The sequence below is a fragment of the Streptomyces sp. NPDC036984 genome (genome assembly GCF_055607665.1).
Map to the genome: position 1 here is coordinate 140,101 of NZ_JBVJRL010000003.1, position 14,676 is coordinate 154,776.

12 protein-coding genes are annotated in these 14,676 nt (G+C 69.9%); 8 read left to right on the forward strand and 4 right to left on the reverse strand.

Features of this window, described 5'->3' with window-relative positions:
* The first annotated feature begins 249 nt into the window (after positions 1 to 249).
* Positions 250 to 801, forward strand: a complete 552-nt coding sequence (gene nrdR, locus ACZ7DL_RS07420) for a transcriptional regulator NrdR (protein WP_470772168.1) — start codon at positions 250 to 252, stop codon at positions 799 to 801.
* 163 nt (positions 802 to 964) lie between these two features.
* On the forward strand, positions 965 to 3,859 hold the full coding sequence (locus ACZ7DL_RS07425) for a vitamin B12-dependent ribonucleotide reductase (protein WP_470772169.1): 2,895 nt from the start codon (positions 965 to 967) through the stop codon (positions 3,857 to 3,859).
* Positions 3,860 to 3,929: 70 nt separating this feature from the next.
* Here the strand turns inward: ACZ7DL_RS07425 and ACZ7DL_RS07430 are convergent, their stop codons facing one another.
* Positions 3,930 to 4,493 carry a TerD family protein gene (locus ACZ7DL_RS07430; protein ID WP_470772170.1) on the reverse strand — a complete coding sequence of 188 codons (564 nt, stop codon included), beginning with the start codon at positions 4,491 to 4,493 and terminating at the stop codon, positions 3,930 to 3,932.
* Between the two features lie 123 nt (positions 4,494 to 4,616).
* Between ACZ7DL_RS07430 and ACZ7DL_RS07435 the strand changes: the two genes are divergently transcribed.
* From ACZ7DL_RS07435 to ACZ7DL_RS07445, 3 genes are all read left to right on the forward strand, one after another.
* Positions 4,617 to 5,222 (forward strand): YdbC family protein, encoded by a 606-nt coding sequence (locus ACZ7DL_RS07435; RefSeq protein ID WP_470772171.1) that lies wholly within the window; start codon positions 4,617 to 4,619, stop codon positions 5,220 to 5,222.
* A 148-nt stretch (positions 5,223 to 5,370) separates the two neighbouring features.
* Positions 5,371 to 6,030 (forward strand): histidine phosphatase family protein, encoded by a 660-nt coding sequence (locus ACZ7DL_RS07440; RefSeq protein ID WP_470772172.1) that lies wholly within the window; start codon positions 5,371 to 5,373, stop codon positions 6,028 to 6,030.
* Between the two features lie 12 nt (positions 6,031 to 6,042).
* On the forward strand, positions 6,043 to 6,948 hold the full coding sequence (locus ACZ7DL_RS07445; RefSeq protein ID WP_470772175.1) for an ADP-ribosylglycohydrolase family protein: 906 nt from the start codon (positions 6,043 to 6,045) through the stop codon (positions 6,946 to 6,948).
* Positions 6,949 to 7,292: 344 nt separating this feature from the next.
* Here the strand turns inward: ACZ7DL_RS07445 and ACZ7DL_RS07450 are convergent, their stop codons facing one another.
* Complete coding sequence (locus ACZ7DL_RS07450; protein WP_470772176.1) at positions 7,293 to 8,843, reverse strand: MFS transporter; 1,551 nt, start codon at positions 8,841 to 8,843, stop codon at positions 7,293 to 7,295.
* 185 nt (positions 8,844 to 9,028) lie between these two features.
* Here ACZ7DL_RS07450 and ACZ7DL_RS07455 point away from each other — a divergent pair, with 185 nt between their 5' ends.
* The 3 genes from ACZ7DL_RS07455 to ACZ7DL_RS07465 all read left to right on the forward strand — a co-directional run bounded on the left by ACZ7DL_RS07455 (position 9,029) and on the right by ACZ7DL_RS07465 (position 11,136).
* Entirely contained in the window at positions 9,029 to 9,652 is a 624-nt protein-coding gene (locus tag ACZ7DL_RS07455; RefSeq protein ID WP_470772177.1) for a TetR/AcrR family transcriptional regulator, read from the forward strand.
* 81 nt (positions 9,653 to 9,733) lie between these two features.
* A complete protein-coding gene (locus ACZ7DL_RS07460; protein ID WP_470772178.1) occupies positions 9,734 to 10,435 on the forward strand; it encodes a ribonuclease HII in 702 nt (233 codons plus the stop codon).
* Positions 10,436 to 10,503: 68 nt separating this feature from the next.
* Entirely contained in the window at positions 10,504 to 11,136 is a 633-nt protein-coding gene (locus tag ACZ7DL_RS07465) for a hypothetical protein (protein WP_470772179.1), read from the forward strand.
* A gap of 430 nt (positions 11,137 to 11,566) precedes the next feature.
* Here ACZ7DL_RS07465 and ACZ7DL_RS07470 read toward each other — a convergent pair whose 3' ends face one another.
* Positions 11,567 to 12,178, reverse strand: a complete 612-nt coding sequence (locus ACZ7DL_RS07470) for a hypothetical protein (protein WP_470772181.1) — start codon at positions 12,176 to 12,178, stop codon at positions 11,567 to 11,569.
* A gap of 302 nt (positions 12,179 to 12,480) precedes the next feature.
* The gene (locus ACZ7DL_RS07475; RefSeq protein WP_470772183.1) at positions 12,481 to 14,646 is read right to left on the reverse strand and encodes a RecQ family ATP-dependent DNA helicase; all 2,166 of its coding nucleotides are present in this window, start codon (positions 14,644 to 14,646) and stop codon (positions 12,481 to 12,483) included.
* Positions 14,647 to 14,676 lie beyond the last annotated feature (30 nt).

The window sequence follows — 14,676 nt, forward strand, 5'->3', positions numbered from 1 at the left end:
TGAGTGTCCGGCTGATGCGGCTTGGCGCGCGCGTGTCCGTGACGGGCCGCCGCCGTTTGCCGCGACACGCATGTCTGCCTCGGTGAATGCGTCAATCCCCACATGTAGTGGTTGGATGGCTACACCGACCCACAAGTTGTGGTCCCCGGGGTCGGAGAAGGCTCGGCGATCGCCTATGCTTAGGGCTGCTTCGCGGGGCCTGTGGGTCCGGCGAGGCTGACGAGTCTGCTGTGAGGAGGGTTGGAGATCATGCACTGCCCCTTCTGCAGGCACCCCGACAGCCGCGTGGTCGACAGTCGTACGACCGACGACGGCACGTCCATCCGCCGGCGCCGCCAGTGTCCTGACTGCTCCCGTCGTTTCACGACCGTGGAGACGTGCTCGCTCATGGTGGTCAAGCGGTCCGGAGTCACCGAGCCTTTCAGTCGTACCAAGGTCATCAATGGCGTGCGCAAGGCATGCCAGGGACGGCCTGTCACCGAGGACGCGCTCGCCCAGCTCGGCCAGCGGGTCGAGGAGGCGGTGCGCGCCACCGGAAGCGCCGAGCTGACCACCCACGACGTGGGCCTGGCCATACTCGGCCCGTTGCAGGAGCTCGACCTCGTCGCCTATCTGCGGTTCGCCTCCGTCTACCGAGCCTTCGACTCGCTCGAGGACTTCGAGGCCGCCATCGCGGAGCTGAGGCAGGCGACGCGAGGCCCCGCCGTGGATGACGGAGACGCGGAGGCGGGGAGCCAGGAAGACCGGCGCGGGCCCGGCGGGACCACTCAGGTGCCCGTGCCCGCGAACGCCGCCGACTGACCGGCGGGCCGGAACCGGGAGGAGGACCGGGTTCCGGCCGGAAGGCGGCGAACCAAGACCTGTTGCGGGCGACAGCCGAGGGTGCCCGCGACGCAAGACAGATACACGTGCCCTTGGGAACAACGGGGCATTTCAGGGCGTTTTGCCCGTACAGGGAGGCGGCATGACAGAGACGGCGAGCGGTCCGGCACGAGGTTCCCGAGCGAAGGGCGCCAAGGCCACCAAGGGGCTGCGTATCGAGCGCATCCACACCACCCCCGGCGTGCACCCGTACGACGAGGTGACGTGGGAGCGCCGTGACGTCGTCATGACCAACTGGCGCGACGGCTCGGTCAACTTCGAGCAGCGTGGCGTCGAGTTCCCCGACTTCTGGTCGGTGAACGCGGTCAACATCGTCACCAGCAAGTACTTCCGCGGTGCCGTCGGCACCCCGCAGCGCGAGGTCAGCCTCAAGCAGCTGATCGACCGCATCGTGAAGACGTACCGGAAGGCCGGCGAGGACTACAAGTACTTCGCCTCGCCCGCCGACGCCGAGATCTTCGAGCACGAGCTGGCGTACGCCCTCCTGCACCAGATCTTCAGCTTCAACAGCCCCGTCTGGTTCAACGTCGGCACCCCGCAGCCCCAGCAGGTCTCCGCCTGCTTCATCCTGTCCGTCGACGACTCCATGGAGTCGATCCTCGACTGGTACAAGGAAGAGGGCATGATCTTCAAGGGCGGCTCCGGTGCCGGCCTGAACCTCTCCCGCATCCGCTCCTCCAAGGAGCTGCTCTCCTCCGGTGGCAACGCCTCCGGTCCGGTCTCCTTCATGCGCGGGGCCGACGCCTCCGCCGGCACCATCAAGTCCGGTGGCGCCACCCGCCGCGCCGCCAAGATGGTCGTGCTCGACGTCGACCACCCCGACATCGAGGACTTCATCGAGACCAAGGTCAAGGAGGAGGAGAAGATCCGCGTCCTGCGCGACGCGGGCTTCGACATGGACCTGGGCGGGGACGACATCGCGTCCGTCCAGTACCAGAACGCCAACAACTCGGTCCGCGTGAACGACGAGTTCATGACGGCGGTCGAGAACGGCGGCAACTTCGGCCTGCGCGCCCGTATGACCGGCGAGGTCATCGAAGAGGTCGACGCCAAGGCCCTCTTCCGCAAGATCGCCCAGGCCGCCTGGGCCTGCGCCGACCCGGGCATCCAGTACGACGACACCATCAACAACTGGCACACCTGCCCCGAGTCCGGCCGGATCACCGCGTCGAACCCGTGCAGCGAGTACATGCACCTGGACAACACGTCCTGCAACCTGGCCTCGCTGAACCTGATGAAGTTCCTGAAGGACGACGGCAAGGGCAACCAGTCCTTCGAGACCGAGCGTTTCCAGAAGGTCGTCGAGCTGGTCATCACCGCGATGGACATCTCGATCTGCTTCGCGGACTTCCCGACCCAGAAGATCGGCGAGAACACGCGCGCGTTCCGCCAGCTCGGCATCGGCTACGCCAACCTCGGCGCCCTGCTGATGGCCACCGGCCACGCCTACGACTCCGACGGCGGCCGCGCCCTGGCCGGTGCCATCACCTCCCTGATGACCGGTACGGCCTACCGCCGCTCCGCCGAGCTGGCCGCGGTCGTCGGCACCTACGACGGCTACGCCCGCAACGCCGACGCCCACAACCGCGTCATGAAGCAGCACGCCGACGCCAACGGCACGGCCGTCCGCATGGACGACCTGGACACCCCGGTGTGGGCCGCCGCCACGGAGTCCTGGCAGGACGTCCTGCGTCTCGGTGAGAAGAACGGCTTCCGTAACTCCCAGGCGTCCGTCCTCGCGCCGACCGGCACCATCGGTCTCGCGATGTCCTGCGACACCACCGGTGTCGAGCCCGACCTGGCGCTGGTGAAGTTCAAGAAGCTGGTCGGCGGCGGCTCGATGCAGATCGTCAACGGCACCGTTCCGCAGGCCCTGCGCCGCCTGGGTTACCAGGAGGAGCAGATCGAGGCGATCGTCGCCCACATCGCCGAGCACGGCAACGTGATCGACGCTCCCGGCCTCAAGCACGAGCACTACGAGGTGTTCGACTGCGCCATGGGCGAGCGCGCCATCTCCCCGATGGGCCACGTCCGCATGATGGCCGCGATCCAGCCGTGGATCTCCGGTGCCATCTCCAAGACGGTCAACATGCCGGAGACGGCGACCGTCGAGGAGGTCGAGGAGATCTACTTCGAGGCCTGGAAGCTGGGCGTCAAGGCGCTCGCGATCTACCGCGACAACTGCAAGGTCGGCCAGCCGCTGTCGGCCAAGAAGAAGGAGACCGAGGAGAAGAAGGCCGAGGAGCCCGCGGTCGTCGAGCCCAAGGTCGAGAAGGTCGTCGAGTACCGCCCGGTCCGCAAGCGCCTCCCGAAGGGACGTCCCGGCATCACCACGTCCTTCACGGTCGGCGGCGCCGAGGGCTACATGACCGCCAACTCCTACCCGGACGACGGCCTCGGCGAGGTCTTCCTGAAGATGTCCAAGCAGGGCTCCACCCTCGCGGGCATGATGGACGCCTTCTCCATCGCCGTCTCCGTCGGCCTCCAGTACGGCGTGCCGCTGGAGACGTACGTCTCGAAGTTCACCAACATGCGCTTCGAGCCGGCCGGCATGACGGACGACCCGGACGTGCGGATGGCGCAGTCGATCGTCGACTACATCTTCCGCCGCCTGGCGCTCGACTTCCTGCCCTTCGAGACCCGCTCCGCGCTCGGCATCCACTCCGCCGAGGAGCGCCAGCGGCACCTGGAGACCGGCTCCTACGAGCAGTCCATCGACGATGACGACGTCGACGTCGAAGGCCTGGCCCAGTCGGCCCCGCGCGCCCAGGAGCTGAAGGCGGTCGCCACGCCGAAGCCCGAGTCGGAGGCGGCCAAGCCCGCCGCGAAGCAGGCCCACACCAGCGCCGAGCTGGTGGAGATGCAGCTGGGCATCCAGGCGGACGCCCCGCTGTGCTTCTCCTGCGGTACGAAGATGCAGCGGGCCGGTTCCTGCTACATCTGCGAGGGCTGCGGCTCGACCAGCGGTTGCAGCTGATGACACGCCGTTCCTGAAGTAAGGGGCGCCGGCCATGGCCGGCGCCCCTTACTCGTGCGGGACCAGGACGTCAGGGCTGGTGCGCCCTGCCCATGACCCGGGTGAAGGTCGTCGGGTCCTCGTCGAAGCCGTGCACGCCGGGACGGAACATGAACTCCCCGGAATCGTCCCGCACGAACTCGGCGAAGGTGGCGGCCGTCGCCACGGGCACCGAGCCGAAGTCGTCCTCGGCGAGCACCGCGTAGCCCTCACGGACGCGCACGGCCGGATTCAGCACATCGCCGAACGACTTGTGTCCCGACCGCTGTTGGATGACGACACCGACCACCACGCGCGCGTACCGGCCGTCGAGCCGGTCCAGCTCCAGCGTCATGACCTCGTCCCAGCCGAAACCCTTGCCGTCCGTGCTGTCGCGGTTGAGCAGGATCGTGCCGTCCGGCGAGCGGCTGTCGAAATGCACGACATAGGCCGGAGTTCCGTACGGGTCGCCGGACACGAAGGTCGCGGCCACGACGTCGAGGTCGGTCGGCGGCCGACCCGCCGGACTGGGGTCCCACTTGAGCGAGACCTCGACCTTGCGAATTCCCTTGCTGAAGCCGGTCACCAGGCTTCCCCTTCCCCCCTGTGTCTGCATCGACCCCAACGCCCGTTCAGCCGGGGTTCCTTGTCCATCGTGCCACGAGCGCCGGGGCGTACGTGCGGACGATCTCCGCCGGAGCGTGACCGGCGCCACGCTCGGTGGCCTTACGATGGCGCGGTGCTGGTCAAGTGGATTCGCTGCACCGTGGTGGACCGCCGCGGCTTCGAGCGGGGGCAGCGAAAATGGGCGGGGCTTCTGGGGGAGCCGGGTTTTCGCGGACAGGGCGGGGGTTGGAGCCGGCAGCGGCAGGGGGTGGCGCACATCTTCGCCTTCTGGGAGAGCCGTGCCTTCTACGACTCCTTCATGGCCCGCTCCCACGACCGCCTGGCCGCCGCCCAGTCCGGCACGTTCAGGGACGCCCAGGTCAAGCTGTTCGAGTACCGCTTCGACGTGAAGACGGGCTTCGAGCCGCGGTTCACCGACGCCGATCTGGTCCGTGTGGCCCTGTGCCGGGTCCATGAGGAGCGCGTCGAGCACTTCACCCTCATGCAGGAGAAGGTATGGAACCCCGCGATGGCCGGCTCGCCCGGCATGATTCGCGGCATGTTCGCCGAGGCGTCCGAGCAGGAGTTCCTGATCCTGTCGATGTGGCGGTCGGCGGCCGAGCACGGCAAATACCGCACGGAACGGGTGGAACGCCTCGCCCTGCGCGCCCAGACCGAGGCGGACGTCGCGGCGCTCTCCGGTGACATCGTGGAGCTGGAACCGTCCTGGACGGTCTGAGGCGCATGGGTTCGATAAGCAAACCCACTGCCCGAAGGTGCCCCAGGGTGCGTACCGAAACGGCGCTGGACGCTGGATTTGTGTGACCTACGCCGTATGAGGCCCATACGAGTGCTCGACTGGGCACCGTTCGATCTAGGGTTTTGGCATGGCACGACCACGGCGCATCGTCCTTGTCCGGCACGGCGAGTCAACGGGCAACGTCGACGACTCCGTGTACGAACGCGAGCCCGACCACGCCCTCGCGCTGACCGAGCGCGGCCGGCGGCAGGCCGAGGAGACCGGCAAACAGCTCCGGGAGCTCTTCGGCAGGGAGCGCGTGAGCGTGTACGTCTCACCGTACCGCCGCACCCACGAGACCCTCGACGCCTTCCACCTCGACCCTGATCTCATACGCGTCCGGGAGGAGCCCAGGCTGCGCGAGCAGGACTGGGGCAATTGGCAGGACCGCGACGATGTGCGCCTGCAGAAGGCCTACCGCGACGCGTACGGCCACTTCTTCTTCAGGTTCCCGCAGGGGGAGTCCGGCGCCGACGTGTACGACCGGGTCGGCGGCTTCCTGGAGAGCCTGTACCGCAGCTTCGAGGCCCCCGACCATCCCCCGAACGTTCTCCTGGTCACCCACGGCCTTGCGATGCGGCTGTTCTGCATGCGCTGGTTCCACTGGACGGTCGCGGAATTCGAGTCCCTGTCCAATCCCGGGAACGCCGAGATGCGGATGCTCGTTCTGGGGCAGGACGGCAAGTACACACTCGACCGGCCCTTCGAACGCTGGCGCAAGCCGCTCCCGTACTGGGTCTCCGGATAGAGTGGCAGAGCGATGACCGCTGACTCCTCTTTCCTCGGGCGCCTGGAGCGCGCCCTGGCCAGCCTGCGTGGACTGGCCGTGGGGGACGCGCTGGGCTCCCAGTTCTTCGTTCCCGCGAACTACCCGCTGCTGAAGCGCCGCGAGCTGCCCGCCGGCCCGTGGCAATGGACGGACGACACGGAGATGGCCTGCTCCGTGGTCGCCGTCCTCGCCGCCCACCACCGCATCGACCAGGACGCGCTCGCCCGCTCCTTCGCCGAGCACCACGACTTCGACCGGGGCTACGGCCCCGCGGTCAACCGGCTGCTGCGCCTCGTCCGGGAGGGCGAGGACTGGCGCGAGCTGGCCGCCGGGCTCTTCAACGGTCAGGGGTCCTGGGGCAACGGCGCGGCGATGCGGATCGCGCCCCTGGGCGCCTGGTACGCGGACGATCCAGAGCAGGCGACCCACCAGGCGGAGATCTCGGCCTACCCCACGCACCAGCACCGCGAGGCCGTCGTCGGCGCCATGGCCGTGGCCGCGGCGGCGGCACTGGCCGGCTCGCCGGACGGGCCGCCCGCGCCCGAGGCCCTCCTGGACGGTGTCATCGCGCTCGTACCGAAGAGCGCGGTCGGCCAGGGTCTTCGCCGCGCCCGTGACATGCTCGACTACGGCGACGCGACCACCGTCGCGGCCGTCCTGGGCTCCGGACGGCGTACGACCGCCCATGACACCGTCCCCTTCGCCCTCTGGTCCGCCGCGCGGGCCCTCGGTGACTACGAGTCGGGGTTCTGGACCACCGCCCAGGTCGGCGGAGACGTCGACACGACCTGCGCGATCATGGGTGGTGTGCTCGCCGCCGGCAAGGCGGGGGCACCGCCCGCGGAGTGGGTCCAGCGCACCGAGGCACTGCCGGACTGGGTCCCCACGGGGCTCTGACCGGGCTTTCGCCCTGAGTCCGGGCACCTGAAACTCTGCGTGGCCGTCGGGAACTCTCCGTGACCACTCCTCGTTCTTCCGGTATTCGCCGTACGCCGCGTCCCTGGTTCCCGGGCCGGCGGCGGTGAAGCGAAGGTCGAGGCGAGGGGTGGAGGGGGTGCGAGGCGATGCCCGTCCGGTTGGTGCCGGCGCCGGAGCCGGCCCCGGCTGTGCTGTCGGTCGTGGCTCTGGTGTCGGTCATGGCGTGTGCACTGCCGGCCATGGTGCGGCCGGCCGGACCGCCGCGTGTGCCGTCTGGCCCCCGGCAGCGGTCCGAACGGCCGCTTGGCGCGGCGCGGCCCGGATCAACCCATGTGCGGGCCCGCCGTGCCCGCGAGGGCGTCGAGGTCGCCCTTGCGGACCCTGAGCACCAGCCAGGTCGTGAGGAAGGCGAGCCCGGCCATGGCGGCGGCCGGCACGAAGGCGGTGGAGATGCCGTGGGCGAGCACGTCGTGCCCCCAGGGTGCGGGCAACTGGTGCGTCTTGGCGAACTGCGCCTGCTGCTCCGGCGAGGCGTCGGAGAGGAACTTCGGCAGCTGCTTCTTCGTCTCGTCCGTGCTGGCCGACCCGAAGACGGTGGTCAGGATGGAGAGCCCGAGCGAACCGCCGACCTGCTGCATGGCGTTGAGCAGACCGGAAGCCGCGCCCGCCTCGTGCTGGGCGACACCGGACACGGCCGTGACGGTGGCCGTCACGAAGTTCAGGCCCATGCCGAAGCCGAACACCAGCATGGGACCCAGCACACCGCCCACATAGGTGCTGTCGGGCCGGATGAAGGTCTGCCAGACCAGCCCGATCAGCACGAGTGCCGAACCGCCCATCATGAACGGCTTGGGGCCGACGGCCGGCAGGAAGCGCTGGGACAGACCCGCGCCGACCGCGATCGCGACGGTCACGGGAAGGAAGGCGACACCGGCCTCGATGGCGCTGTAGCCGAGCACGTTCTGCACGAACAGCACGATGTAGAAGAACATGCCGAACATCGCCGCGGCGAGGCTCAGCATGATCACGTACGTGCCCCAGCGGTTGCGGTCGGCGAACATCCTCAACGGGGTGATCGGCTCCTTCGCGCGCATCTCGGTGACGACGAAGGCGAACAGCAGCACCACGGCCGCGCCGAACGAGCCGAGGGTGAGGCTGTCCCGCCAGCCCTCCTCCGCCGCACGGATGAACCCGTACACGAGCGAGGCCATACCCAGCGTGGAGGTCAGCGCACCGGCGATGTCGAAGCGTCCCGGATGCCGCTCGGACTCGTTGATGTACAGCGGCGCGAGCGAGGCGATCAGCACACCGATGGGTACGTTGACGAACAGCACCCACCGCCAGTCGAGCCAGTCGGTGAGCATGCCACCCGCCAGCAGGCCGATGGCACCACCGCCCGCGGACACGGCGGCGAACACCCCGAAGGCGCGGTTGCGTTCGGGACCTTCGGGGAAGGTCGTCGTGATCAGCGCCAGCGACGTGGGCGACGCGATCGCGCCACCGACACCCTGCAGGGCCCGTGCGGCCAGCAGTTGCCAGGGTTCCTGAGCCAGACCACCCAGCAGCGAGGCGAAGGTGAACAGCAGGATGCCGGCCATGAACACCCGGCGGCGGCCGAGGATGTCACCGGCCCGAGCACCGAGCAGCAGCAGACCACCGAAGGTCAGCGTGTAGGCGCTGACCACCCAAGTCAGGTCGGTGGTGCTGAACTGGAGCGCGTCTTGAATGTGCGGGAGCGCGATGTTCACAATCGTCGCGTCGAGTACCACCATGAGTTGGCAAGCCGCGATGACGGTGAGTGCGATGCCGGGATGCCCCTCCCGGCGGGCCACGCCCGGTTTCTGGTCGTCCTTGAGCAGCTGAGAGGTCGTCACTATGGGTCCCCCATACAGACATTAGTGAACGATGGCGTTCACTGTCGCGTCCAAAGTAGTGAGTCCTCAACAGTGAACGCAAGCGTTCACTTAATCGTGCGCCGCGCCCCGCGTCCCCCTGTTGCTGCAGCGCGGCGTCACTGCCCCGAAACCCCCCGCTTCCCTTGCATGCTGGAGAAAGACTGATGATTACCTCGCGCTGCACGGCCGTGCCTGCCCGGTCGACTTCCCCTCGTCGGCGCGGTGCGGTGCTGGAGCGCGCGATCCTGGACGCCGCTCTGGAACAGCTCAGCACGGTCGGCTGGAAGGGGCTGACCATGGAAGGCGTCGCGGCCGGCGCCCAGACCGGCAAGGCCGCGGTCTACCGCCGGTGGCCCTCCAAGGAGGACCTGGTCGCGGACGCGTTGGTCACCGGACTGCCCCGGGTGGAGCAGGCTCCGGACCTCGGAAGCGTCCGCGAGGACCTTCTCGACCTGTGTCGGCAGGTGCGCCGGATCATGTACTCGCGGCCTGGTACGGCGCTACGTTCGATCATTCACGAATGCGATCATGTGCAAGTGGCGCGCTTCGAGGGGCTGATCCTCGGGAGTGTGGTGGAGCCGACGGTCGAGTTGCTTCGCGAGGTCATCACCCGTGGCATAGAGCGAGGAGAGGTGCGCTCGGATGCGGCCAACGGATATGTCTTCGACGCCATCCCGGCCATGATGATGTACCGATCGAAGATGTGCGCAAGCGAATGGCATGATCAGGATCTCGAAGAGATGATCGACCGGCTGATGCTCCCGTTGCTGCGACCCTACGGAGCCTGATGCCGCGCGCCGGCGCAGCCGGCGCCGGTCGGGCGACCGGGGTGTCGCACGGCGATCCCGGCGGCGTACGCTAAGGGCGCCATGCCGTACGAACCACCTACTCACACCGTCGAGCGCTCCTTGCGGGCCACGACCGGAGCGAAGGTCATTGCCGGTGTCGACGAGGTGGGACGCGGCGCCTGGGCCGGGCCCGTCACCGTCTGCGCGGCGATCACCGGACTGCGCCGTCCGCCCCAGGGGCTCACCGACTCCAAGCTGCTGACGATCAAGCGGCGCACGGAACTCGCCGAGGCCCTGCGGACCTGGGTGACGGCGTACGCGCTGGGGCATGCTTCCCCCGAGGAGATCGACGACCTGGGGATGACGGCCGCGCTGCGGCTCGCCGCGGTCCGTGCCCTGGACGCCCTGCCGGTCCGCCCGGACGCAGTGATCCTCGACGGGAAGCACGACTACCTCGGCACCCCCTGGAAGGTGCGCACGGTGATCAAGGGCGATCGCTCGTGTGTGGCCGTGGCGGCGGCGTCGGTGATCGCCAAGGTTCAGCGCGACAAAATGATGGCCGAACTGGGTCTCGACCATGCAGACTTCGGATTTGCGGACAACGCCGGGTATCCGTCGCCCGTGCACAAGGCCGCACTGGCGGAGTGGGGACCCACCCCGCATCACCGGTTGTCGTGGGCGTATCTTGATGCGTTGCCTCAGTGGCGGCACCTCAAGAAGGTCCGCAGCTGGGCGGACGGAAGCGTTCCGGAAATTGAGGGTCAGCTCGGCTTCGATTTCTGACGGTTCCGCTCGCACTGATGTGCCACCCGGTCATCCGCGCCGCACCAACGTTTGATAAATATCAGCTCATGCCTCTCATTCCCGAGGAGCCTCAGATTCACGAGAGTGCCCAGGGTCCCCGCGCCACTCCGGCCAGCGGCCGTACCGCGCCGACCCCCCGCCCCGTACCCGGCCCCCGCCCCGCGGCTCCGTCCCGCCCCGGTCGTCCCGGCCCTCTGCGGCCCACGCCGCCGGTGCAGCGCGCGCCGCGTGACGTGGCTCCGGCCAAGCCTGGCCCCTCCGGCCCGGCCGCTCCCGCCGCCACCGCGGCGAACCCGCAGATCCAGCTGATCCCGGCCTCGGCCGAGGGTGCGCTCGACGCCGCCGAAGAAGCGGTGGACCTGCTCCTGGACTCGGGCCGCGCCCCCGGCGACGTACTCGTGATCACCACAGGTGCCCAGCACCCGTGGGCCGACCACGAGCTGTCCTTCGGTGAAGCTGCCTATTGGGCACAGCACGACGCCGGCGACGACGTCTTCTACATGGACGCCGCCGTCGCCGCTCGTGCCGAGTCCCGCCCGGTGGTCGTCGTGGCCGTCAATGGAGGTCCCGCCTCCGTCGCTGCCACCGCCCTCTCGATCGCCCACGCGCGGGCCGGTGCACTGCTGATCGTCTGCGGCGACCCGCAGCAGATCAACTCGGTGCTGGGCGCCGGCGTCTGAGCCGCGTCAGGCACCTCGGGGCACCGAGGCGCCGAACGGGCCGCTCCGGCGGATCCGCACGGTGAGGCTTCTGGCGTGCCCGGACGACGGGCCGCGGTAGAGCCGCCGCCCGGCCGGCTCCCTCTGGGTACTCCGGGGAGTGGAGCAGGGGCTGGCCGGCGGGTCCGATCCCGGCTGGCCACCACGGCGGCACGTGCCGGGCCGGGCGGTGTGCCCCTCCCCGGCGCAGCCCTGGACGAGGCGACGGAGCGGCAACGCCCAGGAGTGGATCCCGGTTACCGCCGGGCACGACGTGCGGGCTCGCCTGCGCTCCCTCGGTACTGCTCGCGGGGGGCGCCGGCACGGCTCGGTCCTCGCGCACCGGCCGGTCTTCGCGTTCGTACGGCCCGGTCGGCGGCGCAGGCCCTCGTACCGCCCGAGCCGTTGCCGTTCAGCGAGCGGCCGCCCGGCGCAGCACCTCGGAGACCGGGCCGCCGGTGCGCGGCACGAGTGGCGTGGTCTCCGACGTGGCGAAGGGCTCCGGCGCGGAGTGCGCGTTGGGCCGGCGTCCGCCGCGTCCCTCGCCGAGCACCTGCCAGCCGTCATGCGTCAGCGTGATGTACGCCCCGCAGCGCAGCCCGTGGAGCGTGCAGGCATCGCGCAGTCCCCACATCCAGGCGCCGTCCTCCTCGGTCCAACGCGCGTCGCCCTCACGGCAGTAGAGCAGGACGGCCGTACGCACAGGGGTGCGGCGACGCAGGTCGTGCGGAATCACCCGGCGCAGCTGGGACAGCAGCGCGTTGCGGAACATCCAGCCGTCGGCCGGGGCCGGACGGCGCGTGAAGGAGGCACTGGCCCGCAGCCGCTCGTCCGGGTCGAGAATCGCGACGATCGCCGTGGACGGCTTCGGGTGATGACGGGCATGCAGCCCGCTGACGACCTCTCGGGGGTTGCGCAGCAGTGGGATTCCGGCGGCGGCCCACTCGGCCGGCTCGAGCAGGCGACTGGCGGAGGCGGATGTCGACAACGAGGCCGCCGAGGACGAGGCGAATCCGAAGGTCACGTTCCTCCCTTCGGCTACGCGCCCATACTGCGGGCGAGGTCGGATTCGGGGGAGCGCGCACCGCAGTGGAGCCCAGCCGGATCACGGACGAGCTGTGCGGGTAGCGGACCTCAATTCTTCCTGTCGAACTTGGATGCGGCAACGAGCAATTGGGACCACCGACTGTTATCTGGCGGTGCGTGGCTTATATCCCTACCCAAGTGTTCGGCCGGTGATGCCTGAGGCGTTCGCTCACGGTGCCGCGGGCTGTCGTGAGCGGACGCCCGGTCACCCCCGGACGGTGACCGGCGGCCCTGCTCCGGTCATCCCTGCACGGCGAGGACCAGCGGCAACACGGCCTGCGCGCCGGACTTTCTGAGCAGGCGGGCCGCCATCGCCAGGGTCCAGCCCGTCTCCGTGAAGTCGTCGACCAGCAGCACCGGACCGTGCGCCTCGGCGAGTGCCGACGCCAGGGCGGGCGGCACGGTCAACATGCCGTCGAGAGCCTTCAGCCGCTGCGCGCTGTTGCTCCGCGGCAGCCGGGGTGCGTCCCCGGCGTACTCCACCGAGCCGAGCAGGGGCAGTCTGCCGACCTCGGCGATCCGAGCGCCCAGGGAGTGGATCAGCCGGGGCCGGCTGCGCGAGGTGACGGTCACCACACCCACCGGCCGGGGCGGGGCGTCAGACGCGCCGGAGGCCCAGCCGCCGGGGCCTCGGGCCCAGTCGGCCAGCACGTCGACCACGGCTCGCGCCACGTCGTCCGGCACAGCGGCGTCCGGCGCCTGGGGTGCGAGCAGCGGACGCAGCCGGTTGCCCCAGCCGATGTCCGACAGACGCCCCAGCGCCCGACCCGGTGCGGCCTGTTCCCCGGCGGGGATGCGTCCCTTGAGGGCGATGCCGATGGCCGGGAGGCCGGTCGGCCACATCCGGCGGGGTTCCACTTCCACCCCGGCCCGGCCCAGGTCGCTCCGCGCGGCGTCCAGGGCCGCCGTGGACAGGCCGGCGGTGAAACGCGGTCCCGCGCAGTTGTCGCAGCGGCCACAGGGTTTGGCGCCCTCGTCGTCCAGCTGGCGCTGAAGGAACTCCATCCGGCACTCGGTGGTCGTCGCGTACTCACGCATCGCCTGCTGCTCGGTGGCACGCTGCCGGGCCACCCACGCGTAGCGCTCGGCGTCGTACGACCACGGCCGTCCGGTCGCGATCCAGCCGCCCTTGACCCGCCGCACCGCTCCGTCCACGTCGAGGACCTTCAGCATCGTCTCCAGGCGTGAGCGGCGCAGCTCGACCAGCGGCTCCAGGGCGGGCAGCGACAGGGGCCCGTCCGCCCGGGCGAGGACGTCGAGGGTGCGCCGGACCAGGTCTTCGGAGGGGAAGGCCAGCGATGCGAAGTACTCCCAGATCGCCTCGTCCTCCTTGCCCGGGAGCAGCAGCACCTCGGCGTGTGCGACCCCACGGCCGGCCCGGCCCACCTGCTGGTAGTAGGCGATGGGGGAGGAGGGAGAGCCGAGATGGACCACGAAACCGAGGTCCGGCTTGTCGAATCCCATGCCGAGCGCGGAGGTGGCGACCAGGGCCTTGACACGATTGGCGAGCAGGTCGTCCTCGGCCTGCTGCCGTTCGGCGTTCTCCGTCTTGCCCGTGTACGAGGCGACGGTGTGCCCGCGCTGCCGCAGGAAGGTGGTGACCTCCTCGGCGGCGGCGACGGTGAGCGTGTAGACGATGCCGGAGCCCGGCAGCTCGTCGAGGTGGTCGGCGAGCCAGGCCATCCGGTGCGCGGCGTCCGGGAGCCGCAGCACGCCGAGGCTCAGACTCTCCCGGTCCAGCGGCCCGCGCAGCACCAGCGCGTCGGATGCGCTGCCCGTGCCGAGCTGCTCGGCGACGTCCGCGGTCACCCGTGCGTTGGCCGTGGCAGTGGTGGCCAGCACGGGGACGCCGGGCGGGAGCTCGCCCAGCATGGTGCGCAGCCGGCGGTAGTCGGGGCGGAAGTCGTGGCCCCAGTCGGAGATGCAGTGCGCCTCGTCCACGACCAGCAGGCCGGTGGCCGCGGACAGCTTGGGCAGGACCTGGTCGCGGAAGTCGGGGTTGTTCAGCCGCTCCGGCGAGACGAGCAGCACGTCCACGTCGCCCGCCGCGATCTCGGTCTGTACGGTCTCCCACTCCTCGGTGTTCGCGGAGTTGATGGTCCGGGCGTGGATACCGGCCCTGGCCGCGGCCTCCACCTGGTTGCGCATGAGCGCGAGCAGCGGCGAGACGATCACCGTGGGCCCGCTTCCTCCGGCGCGCAGGAGCGAAGTGGCCACGAAGTACACCGCGGACTTGCCCCACCCCGTGCGCTGGACGACCAGGGCCCGGCGTCGCTCGGCGACCAGTGCCTCGATCGCCCGCCACTGGTCCTCGCGCAGCCGGGCGGCGCCCGTGTCATCCCCGACGAGCCGGGCGAGGACGGTGTCGGCCTGTGCCCGGAGATCCGCGTTGCTCGTGTGCTCCATGCGTTCCATACAACAGGACGGGACCGACAA